This window comes from Mycobacterium sp. NGS40 (assembly GCF_059812735.1).
In genome coordinates, this window is the sequence record NZ_JCALDG010000016.1 from 70617 (window position 1) to 84878 (window position 14262).

General features: G+C 68.3%; 9 protein-coding genes. 3 read left to right on the plus strand and 6 right to left on the minus strand.

Annotation, left to right across the window (positions count from 1 at the left end; all coding sequences use genetic code 11):
* Positions 1–2 precede the first annotated feature (2 nt).
* Together phoU and AC5Y5O_RS22580 are read left to right on the plus strand one after the other, a co-directional pair.
* On the plus strand, positions 3–668 hold the full coding sequence (gene phoU, locus AC5Y5O_RS22575) for a phosphate signaling complex protein PhoU (protein WP_096285165.1): 666 nt from the start codon (positions 3–5) through the stop codon (positions 666–668).
* Between the two features lie 23 nt (positions 669–691).
* Positions 692–3595, plus strand: coding sequence for an arylsulfatase (locus tag AC5Y5O_RS22580; protein ID WP_500027540.1), 2904 nt, complete (start codon positions 692–694; stop codon positions 3593–3595).
* 302 nt (positions 3596–3897) lie between these two features.
* Here the strand turns inward: AC5Y5O_RS22580 and AC5Y5O_RS22585 are convergent, their stop codons facing one another.
* The gene (locus AC5Y5O_RS22585) at positions 3898–4281 is read right to left on the minus strand and encodes a DUF732 domain-containing protein (protein WP_243393785.1); all 384 of its coding nucleotides are present in this window, start codon (positions 4279–4281) and stop codon (positions 3898–3900) included.
* 143 nt (positions 4282–4424) lie between these two features.
* Between AC5Y5O_RS22585 and AC5Y5O_RS22590 the strand changes: the two genes are divergently transcribed.
* Complete coding sequence (locus AC5Y5O_RS22590) at positions 4425–5342, plus strand: extracellular catalytic domain type 1 short-chain-length polyhydroxyalkanoate depolymerase (RefSeq protein ID WP_096285171.1); 918 nt, start codon at positions 4425–4427, stop codon at positions 5340–5342.
* Positions 5343–5424: 82 nt separating this feature from the next.
* Here AC5Y5O_RS22590 and nei2 read toward each other — a convergent pair whose 3' ends face one another.
* The 5 genes from nei2 to hglS are packed head-to-tail and all read right to left on the minus strand — an operon-like array spanning position 5425 to position 14256.
* Positions 5425–6180: an endonuclease VIII Nei2 gene (gene nei2, locus AC5Y5O_RS22595; RefSeq protein ID WP_096285173.1), complete on the minus strand. Its 756-nt coding sequence runs from the start codon at positions 6178–6180 to the stop codon at positions 5425–5427.
* Between the two features lie 6 nt (positions 6181–6186).
* On the minus strand, positions 6187–10746 hold the full coding sequence (locus AC5Y5O_RS22600; protein ID WP_500027546.1) for an ATP-dependent helicase: 4560 nt from the start codon (positions 10744–10746) through the stop codon (positions 6187–6189).
* Between the two features lie 36 nt (positions 10747–10782).
* The gene (locus tag AC5Y5O_RS22605) at positions 10783–11454 is read right to left on the minus strand and encodes a TetR/AcrR family transcriptional regulator (protein ID WP_096285177.1); all 672 of its coding nucleotides are present in this window, start codon (positions 11452–11454) and stop codon (positions 10783–10785) included.
* Between the two features lie 46 nt (positions 11455–11500).
* Positions 11501–13024: an L-piperidine-6-carboxylate dehydrogenase gene (gene amaB, locus AC5Y5O_RS22610; RefSeq protein WP_096285179.1), complete on the minus strand. Its 1524-nt coding sequence runs from the start codon at positions 13022–13024 to the stop codon at positions 11501–11503.
* Positions 13021–14256, minus strand: coding sequence for a 2-oxoadipate dioxygenase/decarboxylase (gene hglS, locus AC5Y5O_RS22615; protein WP_500027548.1), 1236 nt, complete (start codon positions 14254–14256; stop codon positions 13021–13023). The genes amaB and hglS overlap by 4 nt, the downstream gene beginning before the upstream one ends.
* Between the last annotated feature and the right edge of the window lie 6 nt (positions 14257–14262).

Genomic DNA, 14262 nt, shown 5'->3' on the forward strand with positions numbered 1-14262 from the left:
CGATGCGTACCGCCTATCACCAACAGCTGGCCAACCTGACCACGCAGCTGGGCGACATGTGCGCCCTGGCGGGCGTCGCGATGAAGCGCGCGACCCGGGCTCTGCTCGAGGCCGACAATGTCGCCGCCGAGCAGGTGATCGGCGACCACGAGCGGATCGTGGCATTGCGGGCCCGCGTTGAAAAGGAAGCCTTCGCGCTGCTGGTGTTGCAACAACCGGTGGCCAGCGAATTGCGAGCGGTCTTCAGCTCGATACAAATCATCGCCGACGTGGAACGCATGGGTGCGCTGGCGGTGCATATCGCGAAGATCGCCCGGCGCGAGTACCCCAACCACGTCCTGCCCGCCGAAGTCGGCGACTACTTCACGGCCATGGCCAAGGTGGCAATTACGTTGGGCGACAGTGCGAAAAGCGCATTGATATCCTGCGATCCGCGACAAGCCGGTCTGCTTCACGAGCAAGACGACGCGATGGATGACCTGTATCGGGAGCTGTTCGGTGTGCTGATAGATCGGGAATGGCCGCACAGCGTCTCCGCCGGTGTCGAAACGGCATTGCTGGGCCGCTTCTACGAGCGCTTCGCCGACCACGCCGTGGAGATCGGCCGTCGTGTCATCTTCATCAACAGCGGAGTATTGCCGAATGAGGATGAGATCTCCGCGTACTGACGCCGGGGGTCTATAAGTTGGTTATGAGCGAAGAACGCACGCTGGTCATCGTTGCCGGCTATCAAGGCCTCGAGGCAGCCCGCCACGACTTTCACACCCTGACCGACCGCGCTAAGGCCAAGAGCCTGCGGGTACGCGACGCGGTGCTGGTCGGCAAGGACGCCGAGGGCAATCGCGTGTTCGTCGACAGCGGCAATCGCCTCGGCCGTCGTGGCGCCAAGTGGGGGGCGGGCGCGGGCCTGGCCGCGGGCCTGCTCTCGCCGGCGTCGGTGGTCACGGCGGCAGTCGGCGCCGCGGCCGGCGCCCTGGCGGGCACCTTCTTGAATCAGAAGGTCAAGGGCGGGCTATCCGACCAGATCGGCGAACAGATGGCCGCCGACAGTGCCGTGATCGTCGTCCTGGCTCCGGACGAATCCCGATTGGCCGTCCAGCAGGCGCTGGCCGGCTCGCCGATGAAATCTATTGCAGAGCTTGGTCATTCGACCTTGCGTGGCTTCGGCGTGGCGCTCGGTGAGGCGATGGGCAAGTTCAACCCGGACCGCACCCGGTTACCGATCCCGCAGCGCGGCTTCGGCGGCACCGTGGGCCGCACCGTGGCTGAGTCGGTGGGGGACTGGACGATCGTGCCCGGTGCCGCCGCACCCGAGGGCGCGCCGAACGTGCTGATCGTGCTGATCGACGACGCCGGCTTCGGCGGCCCGGACACCTTCGGCGGCGCTATCCGCACCCCGACACTGTCCCGGTTGGCGCGTAACGGGTTGGTTTATAACCGATTTCACGTTACCGCGGTGTGCTCGCCGACCCGCGCGGCGTTGCTGACCGGACGCAACCACCACCGGGTCGGCTTCGGATCGGTGTGCGAGTTTCCCGGGCCTTACCCCGGCTACTCGACGGCCAAGCCGCGCAGCTGCGCCGCGCTACCGCGGATTCTTCGCGACAACGGTTATGTAACAAGCGCTTTCGGCAAGTGGCATCTGACTTCGGACAACGTGCAGGGCGCTGCGGGTCCGTTCGACAACTGGCCGCTCGGCTGGGGATTCGACCACTTCTGGGGCTTCCCGTCGGGAGCCGCGGGCCAGTACGACCCGATCATCAGCCAGGACAATTCCGTGCTTGGCATACCCCCGGGCCAGGGTGGTAAGCCGTACTACTTCCCCGACGATCTCACCGACAAGGCCGTCGAGTGGTTGCACACCGTGCGGGCGGCCAACGCCACCAAGCCGTGGATGATGTACTACGCGACCGGCGCCACCCACGCGCCGCACCACGTGTTCGCCGAGTGGGCCGACAAGTATCGCGGTCAATTCGACGAGGGTTGGGACGTGTACCGGCAGAAGACCTTTGAGCGGCAAAAGCAGCTCGGGATCATTCCGCCCGACGCCGAACTCACCGAGCGGCCCGATCTTTTTCCGGCGTGGGACAGCCTGTCGCAGACCCAGCGCCAACTCTATGCCCGGCAGATGGAGGTGTTCGCCGGGTTCTCGGAGAACGCCGACTGGAATGTCGGTCGCCTGCTGGACGCGATCGACGGTCTCGGCGAGTCCGACAACACGATGGTCTTCTACATCTGGGGCGACAACGGCGCCAGCATGGAGGGCACCAACACCGGTTCGTTCAACGAAATGACGTTCATCAACGGCCTCGATCTCACCGCCGAGCAGCAGTTGGCACTCATCGAGCAATACGGCGGGATCGAGGCGCTGGGCGACGAGGACACCGCACCGCATTTCGCCAGCGCCTGGGCGCACGCCAACAACACCCCGTATCAGTGGGGCAAACAGATGGCCAGCCACCTCGGCGGCACCCGCGATCCGATGGTGGTGGCCTGGCCGAGCCGGATCCGGCCCGACGCCCAAGTGCGCGACCAGTTCACACACTGCATCGACATTGCGCCAACGGTGTTGGAGGCCATCGGTTTACCGGAACCGAGCAGTGTCGACGGGTTCGAGCAGGAGCCGATGGACGGCACCAGCTTCATCCACACCTTCGACGACTCGGCGGCACCAGAGCGGCACACCGTGCAGTACTTCGAGAACTTCGGCAGCCGCGCGTTGTACAAGGACGGCTGGTGGGCCTGCGCCCGGCTGGACAAGGCGCCATGGGATCTGTCGCCGCGGACCATGCAGCGGTTCGCGCCGGGCAACTACGACCCCGACGACGACGTCTGGGAGCTGTACTACCTGCCCGACGACTTCTCTCAGGCCAACGACCTGGCCGCCGAGCATCCCGACAAGCTTGCCGAGCTGATCGAACTGTGGTGGCACGAAGCTGAAAAGAACCGGGTACTACCGCTTCTCGGCGGACTTGCGGTGATGTTCGGCGACCTGCCGCCGCTGCCCACCACCACGCGGTTCAGCTTCTCCGGCGGCGTGCAGAACATTCAGCGCGGCATGGTGCCGCGCATCTTCGGCCGTTCCTACGCGATCGAAGCGCGGCTGCACATCCCCGGGGCCGGAGCGCAGGGGGTGCTCGTCGCCAACGCCGACTTCATGGGCGGGTTCGCGTTGTGGGTCGACGAGGAGCGCAAGCTGCACCACACGTATTCGTTCCTCGGCGTCGAGACCTATCGGCAGGTATCGACCGAGGCACTGCCCGTCGGCGATGTCACCGTGCGGATGCTGTTCGAATCGGCCCAGCCCGTCGTCGGTTCGGGGGGACGCGTGACGCTATGGGCCGGCGACCGGTTGATCGGAGAGGGCGAACTGCCGCAGACGGTGAGTCTGGCCTTCACGTCGTACGCGGGGATGGACATCGGCCGCGACAACGGGTTGGTCGTCGATCGCGAATACGAGGATAGGGCGCCCTACGCGTTCACCGGAACCGTCAAGGAGGTCGTCTTCGACCTGATGCCGGTTCCGGTGAACGCTGAGCAGGCGCTACACGAGCACGCCGCTGTCCAAGCTGTCGGACAGGGAGCGGCCGGTTAGCCGTTGTCGCCAGGCAGCACGCGGGTCAAGGCGTCGTGAATACCCTGGTTGATGCGATCCGCGGCCAGTGGGCTGGCGAATGGGGGCGGTGCCCCGCAGGTACAGGAAAATTGGTTGAACACCACGTCCGCGTTAGCAGGTGCGGCGAGTCCAACCGTGGCACCTAGAACGACCGCGCCACCAATTATTATCTTCGTGATCATTTTTAGTCCTCCGTCTGTTCACCTGTTGTTAAAGTGTACGCACAGACGAAGGCGCAACGGCGTCGGCTCGCCGTTTTGTGGTGGTTTGTGGCCGTTTCGTTAGGTCGACGGCGGTGCCGGCGGAGGTGCAGGCTCCGGCGGCGGCTTGTACTGCGGGCAGTAGGCGCGAATGGCCGCGCCGACGAAGTAGCCTGCGTCGTAGTCGGGCAGGCTGCTGCTGTTCATCACGTCGATGACGACTTCGTTGGGCGTCATCCCCTGGGCGAGGTACTCACAGACCTTCCGCGCTGCCGCGATTGCAGCGGGGACGGAATCGTGGGTGATGCCGTCGGCAATCAGCAGCTGGATGAATTTGTCGTCGTTTGCGTCGGCGTGGGCGGCAGGGGCCACCCCCGCGCCGAGCACGCCAAGCGACACGGCCATCGCTGCTACGAGTCGGGTGCCCGACGGCATCTTCAGGGAGCCGGGCTTGGCAATTTTCACGTTCCTCATCATGGCTCAAATCGCGATGGTTGCCAATGTGAGTAACTCTGGCCGGGAGTTGAACATGGCCGTTTTCAGTGCCGGCCTATCCAATACCCGCCCGAGGTGATCGAACCGTCACTGCGGTAGGTAATTTGACCCTCATGCCGTATGGACGATTGCTACCGCTGGCGCTGCTGGCGGTCTGTCTCGTCGGCTGCGGCGTGCAGCACGTATCGGCGGCCACGCCGCGCGATCTGGCCGGAAAGTTTCGGTCCGGCGGCCTGGACCGCACCTACGTAATGCACCTGCCACCCGGGGATCCCGTCGGTTTGGTACTCAGCCTGCACGGAGGCGGCGGCAGCGGAAAGGGCCAGAAGGGTCTGACGGACTTCGACGCCGTCGCTGACGCCAACAACCTGCTGGTGGTTTACCCCGACGGTTACGACAAGAGCTGGGCCGACGGGCGGGGAGCTTCGCCCGCCGATCGCCGCCATGTCGACGACGTCGGCTTCCTGGTGGGGCTGGCCGACAAGCTGCGCAACGACTACAACATCGCGCCCGGACACGTATTCGTCACCGGAATGTCCAACGGCGGCTTCATGTCCAACCGGCTGGCTTGCGATCGTGCTGATGTTTTTTCGGCGATCGCGCCGGTGGCGGGCACGCTGGGCGTCGGCGTGGCGTGTAATCCGTCGCAGCCCGTTTCGGTGTGGGAGGCGCACGGGACCGCGGATCCGCTGGTGCATTTCAACGGCGGGGACGTACGTGGTCGCGGGGGGTTGAGCCACTCCATTTCGGTCAAAAGCATGGTGGACAAGTGGCGTTCGGCCGATGGATGCCAGGGTGACCCGATGGCCCAGGTTCTGCCCAACGTCGGCGACGGCACCGTCGTGCACCGCATCGAATCGACGGCGTGCGCGGCGGCCACCGAGGTGGTCTTCTACCAAATCGACAACGGCGGGCACACCTGGCCGGGCGGCAAGCAGTATTTGCCGAGGGCGGTGATCGGGCCGACCACGCGAGTGTTGGACGGATCCGAATCGATCGCGCAATTCTTCCTGGCGCATGCCCGCGACTAGCCGTCGCCGATTCGCATTGTTCCGCAGGATTTCCCGGCGGGGTTGAACAACGTGTTTGTGAAGTTCGCCCAGAGTTTGGGGTTCAGCGCTGACAGGACGGACACCAGTAGGCCACCCGGGCGGCAGTGTCATCGATGTTGATGCGCGTGCCGCAGCGCCGGCAGCTCTGCCCGGCGCGGCCGTAGACCCACAGCTGCCGGCCCGCCCGGGTGTCGCCGGTGGTGCAGCGGTTCCAGCGGAAGCGGTTGGCCCACAGCATGTCCCGGGCTCGCGACACCAAACGGCGCGGGTCTGCGATCGCGCTGACCGGTGCGGTGGGCAAGTGTCCACTGACGAAACACAATTCGTTGCAGTAGACGTTGCCGACCCCGGCCATCACCCGCTGGTCGAGCAACGCCTCGGCCAGCGGCCGGTCCGGGCTTGCGGCCAAGTTCGCCGCGGCCAGGTCGGGATCCCAGTCCGGGCCCAACAGATCGGGCCCCAAATGGGCGACCGCTTCGCCGTCGCGATCGCGGTCGAGAACCTCGAGCACGCCAAGATCGATGCCGACAGCACGAATACCGTTGGCTTCCAAGATGATACGTGCGCGATGGTCTATCCGCACCGGGCGGTTTCCGACTCGCCAGCTGCCGTCCATTTTCAGGTGTGAGTGGATGCTGGCCCGCCCGGCCCGGATGAACAGGTGCTTGCCGCGGCTGAGCACCTCGTCGACCACGGTGCCGGTCAGGTCGACGGTGGCGAATTGCGGCACCCGGACGTCGCAGCGGGTCAGCGTTTGCCCGGCCAGGTGCTCGCGCAGCATGGCCGCGGTGTGCCAGACGGTGTCACCCTCGGGCATCGGTCATCACCGCAGCCGCATTCCGCGCGGGGTGCGCGCGAAGCCCGCTTCCGACAGTGCCTCGGTGACGGGACTCGGCCCGCCGGGCAGCGGCTGCAGGGCCGGCACCCCGTCGATGCGTTCGACCAGGATCGACTCGACGCGCCGGGCGGTGACCAGGTCGGCCAGCCCCTGGGCCGCCGCGTGGTGGGCGCCGGGATCGTCGGTGAACGTCAGCAATGTTCGCCCGCCGCGCTCGAGGAACCAGGCCAACTCGCCGTCGACCAGCACGACGAGCGCGCCGGCCTTGCGGCCCGGGCGTGGCCCGTCGGTTGCGGGCCAGGGCAATGCGGCCCCGTACGGGTTGGCGGGGTCGGCGGCGGCCAGCACGACCGCCCGGTATTCGGGTCGTTCCGGATCGATCCCGTCGAGGTAACTGCGCAGCCGGTCGACGGTCGAGGCGACGGCGAATTGGGCGCCGCCCAGCGACTCCACGAAGTATCCCCGCTGACACCGGCCCGCTTCTTCGAAGGTGCTCAGAACCTTGTACAAGGTGGCGAATCCCCCCGGTACATTTTCCGACACCACCGCGCCCCTGGTCAGCACGCCATGCCGGTTGAGCAGCAATTCGGCTTGATAGTGGGCGCGCAGGGTGGAATCGGGCTCCGGGGTCGGCAGCGCCGACCAGCGCCCGGCCACGGTGGGATCGGTGGTCCTGGCGTTCGGATTCGCGACGCTGTACCGGCTCAGCCGCGGCGCCCGGCGGGTCCGGTGGGCGGGAGCCGAGCGTTTGCGGGCCCCGGTGCCCGTCAGCAGCGCGCGCACCGGTGCGAAGGTGTCGCCGGTGATCCAGCCCGCCCAGATCAGTTCCCACAGCGCATCTTTGAGCGCGGATTCGGAGATGCCGTCCTGAGCGAGCTGCCGGAAGAAGTAGGCGCCGCCGCCGGCCAGGGTTTCCAGGATCGCGCGATGGGCGTCGGTGAAGTCGATCTCGTCGGGTGTCGTCAGGCTCAGCGGCGCGGAATCGCTGGCGTGCAAAGCAATCCAGCCGTCGCTGCCCGAGATCGACCCGGCACCCGACCAGGTGACCTCGCCGGCCGCCAGCAGCTCGTCGAGCATCGCCGGCGAGTAGCCGGTCACTCGCGGTGCCAGCACCAGCGGCTCGAGGGCCGACGCCGGGATCCGCACCCCGGCCAGCTGATCTATCACAGACATCAGCCCGTCCAGGCCGCTGGCGGCCCCCAGGTGATGCCAGGCGGGCAGGAAGCGTCCGTAGGCGGCGGTGCTGACCGGCTCGACCTGAGCGCGCAGCGCCGCCAGCGAACGCCGCCGCAGTATGCGCAAAACGTCTGCGTCACACCATTGTTCGCCGCCAACTCCACCGACACCGCCGGAAGCGACGAAGTCGCCGCGCACCAGCCGGCCATCACTGGCCAGCCGGTTCAGCACGTCGGCCGTCACTCGCAGCCCCAGCCCGAAGCGGGCGGCGGCCTCGGCCGTGGTGAATGGGGTGCGGGTGCGCGCGTAGCGGCCCAGCAGCTCGCCGAGTGGGTCTGCCACCTGCTCGGTGAAGGTTGCCGGGACGCCCAGCGGGACGGCCACGCCGACCGCGTCGCGCAGGCGGCCGATGTCCTCGATGGCCACCCACCAGCTGCGGCCGGCGAACGACACCGTCAGCGCACGCCGGGCGGCGCGCAGGCCTTCCAGCCAGCCGCCCACGTCGGCGGCCTCGGATCGCGCGGCGACCTCGTCTTCGGTCAGCGGGCCCAGCAACCGCAGCAGGTCGGCGACCGCCTCGGCGTCGCGGGCGGCCCGCTCGGCGGTCAGATGCTGCAACTGGCGGCCGGTCGCGGCGATGACGTCCGCGTCGAGCAGCTCGCGCAACTCGACGCGTCCGAGCAGCTCGGCCAGCAGCGTGCTGTCCAGTGACAGGGCCGCGGCGCGGCGCTCGGCGAGCGGGGAATCGCCTTCATACATGAACGCGCCGACGTAGCCGAACAGCAGCGACGCGGCGAACGGTGACGGCTTGGGTGTTTCGGCCTCGAGCACCCGCACCCGGCGGTTGGCGATGCCTGTCATCAAATCGACCAGCGCCGGGACGTCGTACACGTCCTGCAGGCATTCCCGGACGGTCTCCAGCACGATCGGGAAGTCGGGATATTTGCGGGCCACGTCCAGCAATTGCGCGGCGCGCTGACGCTGGTGCCACAGCGGCGAGCGGCGGCCGGGGTGGCGCCGCGGCAGCAGCAGCGCACGCGCCGCGCATTCCCGGAAGCGGGACGCGAACAGTGCCGAGCCGCCCACTTCGGCGGTGACGATCGGGTCTATTTCATCGGCGTCGAAGACGAAAAGCTCTGCGCCCAGCGGGGCGCCCTCTTGGCTGGACAGCCCGGTGTCGGGCAGGTGCACGACGATGCCGTCGTCGGAGGCGGTCGGCTTCTCGTCGATGCCGTAGCGCTCGGCCAGCCGCCGGCCCACCGCCAGCGCGAGCGGGCCATGCACGCGCAGCCCGTACGGCGAGTGCAGGATCACCCGCCAGTCGCCGAGCTCGTCGCGGAATCGTTCGACCAGCAGGGTGGTGTCGGTGGGCACCGTCGAAGTGGCGGTCCGCTGGTCGTCGAGCAAGACCCACAGGTTGTCGGTCGCGTATTCGTTGAAACCCAATGCAGCGCAACGTGTTCCGAATTCTTCGCGGCTAAGGCTGGCAAGTTCGCCGGTGAACGCACCCAGCGCCGCGCCGAGCTCGGCGGGGCGGCCCACGCCGTCGCCGTGCCAGAACGGCAGCCGGGCCGGCAGGCCGGGCGCCGGAATTACCAACACCCGATCGTGGGTGATCTCGGTGATCCGCCAGCTGGTCGCCCCCAGCGAGATCACATCACCGGGCCGCGACTCGTAGACCATCTCCTCGTCGAGTTCACCTACCCGCGAGGGCTTTTCGGCTTCACTGGCCAGGTAGACGGTGAACATCCCGCGATCGGGGATCGCGCCGCCGGACGTGACGGCCAGCCGCTGCGCACCGGGCCGGGCGGTCAGCGTGCCGGTGTCGCGGTCGTACACCAGTCGCGGTCGCAGTTCGGCGAATTCGGTGGACGGGTACTTGCCGCTCAACAGGTCCAGGGTGGCCTCGAACACGCTGCGCGGCAGGGTCGAGAACGGGGCGCTGCGTCGTACCGTGTCGAACCACCGGTCGGCGTTCAGCGGCTCGAGCGCGGCGGCGGCCACCGTCTGCTGAGCCAGGATGTCGAGCGGATTGGCCGGCACCCGCATGCTCTCGATCTGCCCGGCCAGCATCCGCTGCACGCTGACCGCGCAACTGATCAGATCGGTGCGGTGCTTGGGGAACAGCACACCTCGGGACACCTCACCGACCTGATGGCCCGCCCGCCCGATGCGCTGCAAGCCGCTGGCCACCGACGGCGGCGCCTCCACCTGGATCACCAGATCGACGGCTCCCATGTCGATACCCAGCTCCAGGCTCGACGTGGCGACCACCGCCTTGAGCAGCCCGCGTTTGAGATCCTCTTCGACCAGCGCGCGCTGTTCCTTGCTGACCGAACCGTGGTGCGCGCGAGCCAGCAACGGATCGGCGCCGAAGGTCTGGCCGCTGCCCATGATGTGGGCCGGAGCCCCGCCGGGCACCTTGCGGTTGCCCCTTTGATTGTCCGGGTCCGACAGTTCGACACCGCTGCGCTCGGCGTGAATCTCGTTGAGCCGTGCGGTAAGTCGTTCGGCCAGCCGTCGTGAGTTGGCGAATACGATGGTCGAGCTGTGCGCTTCGATCAGGTCGACCAGGCGGGCCTCGACGTCGGGCCAGATGGTGTTTTCGGCCAGATTGGCCATGTCGGGCACCGGCACCTGCACGGTGAGCTGAAAGGATTTGGCCGACGGCGGAGCCACGATCGTGGTCGGGGCGGTACCGGACAGGAACCGCGCGAGCTCCTCGGGCGGGCGCACCGTCGCCGAGAGTCCGATGCGCTGCGCGGGCCGCCCGTCCCGCAGGTCCCGGGACAAGTCCTCGAGCCGCTCCAGCGACACCGCCAGGTGTGCGCCGCGCTTGCCCGCGGCGATCGCATGCACCTCGTCGATGATCACCGTCTGCACGCCGGCCAGCGTGTCGCGCGCGGCCGAGGTCAGCATCAGAAACAGCGACTCGGGGGTGGTGATCAGCACGTCGGGCGGGGAGTTGATCAGCTGGCGGCGCTGGGCCGGCGGGGTGTCACCCGAGCGGACCCCGACACTGATGTCGGGGGCGGGCAGGTCGTGGCGTTCGGCGATTCGCCTCAGCCCGGCCAGCGGCGTGCGCAGGTTGCGCTCCACGTCGACCGCCAGCGCCTTGAGCGGGGAGACATAGAGGACGCGGGTGCCGCTCCGATGTTCGTCCGCGACGGTGGTGCGGGCCAAGGAGTCCAGGGCCCACAGGAACGCCGCCAGCGTCTTACCGGATCCGGTCGGCGCTATGACCAGCGTGTTGTTGCCGTCGGCAATGGCTTCCCACGCCGCCGCCTGCGCGGTGGTCGGGGCGGGGAAGGTGCTACTGAACCACTCGCGGGTTATCTCGCTGAACTTCTCGAGTGCTTCGGTGCTCACCTGGCCATGGTGCCAACACCCACCGACAGAAACGTGCTACTGCGGTTGATGGCGGGCGGTCGCCATCGCGTGGGCGAGTTCCTCGGGGATCTCGGGAACCCGGGTGATCGCGTCGAGCAGCGTGTGCGCGCACGAGTCGGCCAGGCGCTCGGCACTGGTGGTCGGGTCCATGATGCGCTGACGGCACAGCTCGAACGTGAACGCGATCCAGCCGTTGAGGATCACCCGCAGGTCCCGCTCGACGTCGGGTGCCAGCTTCGCTCCCGGAACCGCGGCCACGACCTCATGGATACGGGTCATGATGTGCTCCAGCTGGCGGTTCTTGGCGTCGTCCTCGACGCCGAGGAGAACCGGGTCGGACCGGCCCAGGCCGACGTAAGCGGCCCAGGCGGCCTCCGGGTTCTGTTCGTGGTAGGCCATGTAGGCCAGCACGCCCATCCGCGCCTCTTCGAACATCGTCAGCCCGGTCATCGGCTCTTTGTTCGTCGCCTCGTAGAGCCGGTCGGCCTCGTCCTTGACCACCGCGGCGAAGAACGCTCGCTTGTCGGGGAAGTAGTGGTACATCAGCGCCCGCGAGACGCCGGCCCGCTCGGCGATCTCGTCGATGCGGACCTCGTCGTAAGGCCGCTTCCCGAAGACTTCCGCCCCTAACGCAAGCAGTTCGGCGCGTCGGTCCTCAGGGGACAACCGCCTCCTAGCCGTTGGCATGTGTCAGATAGTACCCACGAAGACCGGCAGACAATTCAGCTTGCGTTTATCCGAACTCCACACCTTGAGCCAAGGGCAGCTCGCTGGAGTAATTAACGGTATTGGTGGCCCGTCGCATGTACGCCTTCCACGCGTCCGAGCCGGATTCCCGCCCGCCGCCGGTTTGCTTCTCGCCACCGAAAGCACCCCCGATTTCGGCCCCCGACGTGCCGATATTGACGTTCGCGATGCCGCAGTCGGAGCCGTCCAGGAATCGCTCGGCCTCGCGCAGGTCGGTGGTGAAGATGGCCGACGAGAGCCCTTGCGGCACGCCGTTGTTGAGCGCGATCGCCTCGTCCAGGTCGTCGTAGGTGAGCACGTAGAGGATCGGCGCGAACGTCTCGGCGGCCACGATGTCGCTCTGCGCGGGCATGCGCACCACCGCCGGCGCGACGTAGTAGGCGCTCGGATACGCCTCGCCCCAGACGTCCTGGTAGTCGCCGCCCATCACCTCGCCGCCCTCGGCGCGCGCCTGCTCCAGCGCGCCGACCATGTCGCGGTAGGCGGTCTCGTGGATCAGCGGGCCGATGAGCGTGCCGGGCGCCGACGGGTCGCCGATCGGCAACTGCCGGTACGCGGCGGCCACCCGCTCGACGACCACGTCGGCCAGCGAGCGGTGCACGATCAGCCGGCGCAGGCTGGTGCAGCGCTGACCGGCGGTGCCGGCGGCGGCGAACACGATGGCGCGCACCGCCAGGTCCAGGTCGGCCGACGGCGTCACGATCGCCGCGTTGTTGCCGCCCAGCTCCAGCAGCGCCCGCCCGAAGCGCGCGGCCACCCGCGGACCCACCTGCCGGCCCATCCGCACCGAGCCCGTCGCGGACACCAGCGCGACCCGCGGGTCGTCGACCAGCCGCTCGCCCAGGTCGCGCTCGCCCAGCACCAGCCGGCTCACCGCGGGCGGTGCGCCGACCTCGGCGGCGGCCCGCCCGATCAGGGCCTGGCAGGCCAGCGCGGACAACGGCGTCAGCTCGGAGGGCTTCCATACCACCGTGTCCCCGCAGACCAGGGCCACCGCGGTGTTCCACGCCCACACGGCGACCGGGAAGTTGAACGCGGTGATGACCCCGACCACGCCCAGTGGATGCCAGGTCTCGGCCAGCCGGTGCCCGGGGCGCTCCGAGGCGATGGTCCGGCCGTAGAGCTGGCGCGACAGGCCGACCGCGAACTGGCAGATGTCGATCATCTCCTGCACTTCGCCCAGGGCTTCGGAGGCGATCTTGCCGACCTCGAGCGTCACCAGCGTCGCGAGGTCGTTCTGGTGTGCGGTGAGCAGCTCGCCGAGGCGGGCCACCAGGGCACCGCGCACCGGGGCCGGGGTGGCGCGCCACGTGGTGAAGGCCCGGGCGGCCGCGGCGATCGCGCGGTCGGCCTGCTCGGGCGAGGTCTCTGCGACGGTGAAAAGCACCTCGCCGGTGATCGGCGTGCTGGCCGCCAGACCATGTTCGTCGGGCTCGCCGAGGCTGACGTCGGCGCCGGTCGCCCGCAGGGCCCGACGTGCCCGGTCGCGCAACTCGTCAGAGGTCGTCATGCCGATGCCTCCTCGTAGAGAAGATAGGGGTCATGGATATGGTGGCCGATCGACCCGGCCAGCCACTCGGCGCTGTAGCCAGAATCGTCGTCGCCGTCGGCTGCCCGGGCGTCGCGGTCCAGGTTGGACCGGAAGATGCCCGCCGCCGAGGCCGGCAGGAAGTCTTCGTAGACGATCGGGGCCGCCGGGTCACCGCCGCGGTAGTAGGCCAGCCCCTCGGCGGCCATCTCCGTGTCGGTCGGCGGGAAGTAGTCGCTCCACACTTCGGCGGGATCCTCGGTGGCCATTGCGGCGTCGTAGCGTTCGCGCCCGCGCGGGGTCAGCGCCACACCGCGCGCCTCGACCTCGCCGAACCGAACCCGCAGACTGCCCGCCGATACGGTCCCGTCGCGGCCGCGAAACAGGCATGATTCGGCCAGCGCGCGAAATGACGTCTGGCGCAACAACACCGCGGGTCCGTCGGTGCGCGGCGGGCCCTGGATTGCATCGATCATCGTGATGCCGCGCCCGGTCATCCGCTGGTACAGCTCGTCGATGTCCAGGACCCGCGGCGTCAGGTGGTTGAGGTGGGTCGAACCCACGCCCGCGATGTCGGCGGCCACCGCACACACCCGGGACAACTCGTCATACCAGGCCTTGTTGATCGGTTCCCGCGACAGCGCGAAGGCGCCCACCGCCGCGGCGACGAACGCGTCGGCTTCCTCGGCGTCGCAGGCACCCTCGGCGGCGATGAGCCGGGCCCGACCGAGCAGCGCGGGGTCGAACAGCTCGCGGCGCGCGATGAACGTCTCGACGCGGCCCCGCAGGTCGGGATCGAAATACCGCGCGTCGCGGGTGGCCAGCATCGACGTGAACACCCGAAAAGGATTGCGCGCCAACTCGTTTGTATCGATGGGCCGAAAAGCCGTCGATACCACCGGAATCGGCGTGCGGGCGCGACGCAGGTCGTAGTACCCGACGGGTCTCATGCCGAAGGCCGCGAACAGGTCCGCGATCGCGGCCAGTTCGGCCGGGCTGCCCACCCGGATGGCGCCATGGCGTTCGGCGGTGACCCGCGCCAAGGAGCCCAGACGTTCGGCGCTCCGATGGCGTGCCACGTACTCGGCGTTGACCTGTCCGCTGACCTCGACCAGGGTGCCGTAGGCGGGCACCTCGCCGGCGTACATCGCCGACAGCCCCGCCGCGAAGCGCTCGCGGAGCTGCCAGGTCACCAGCCTTTTGACGCCGCTCACGGTTAA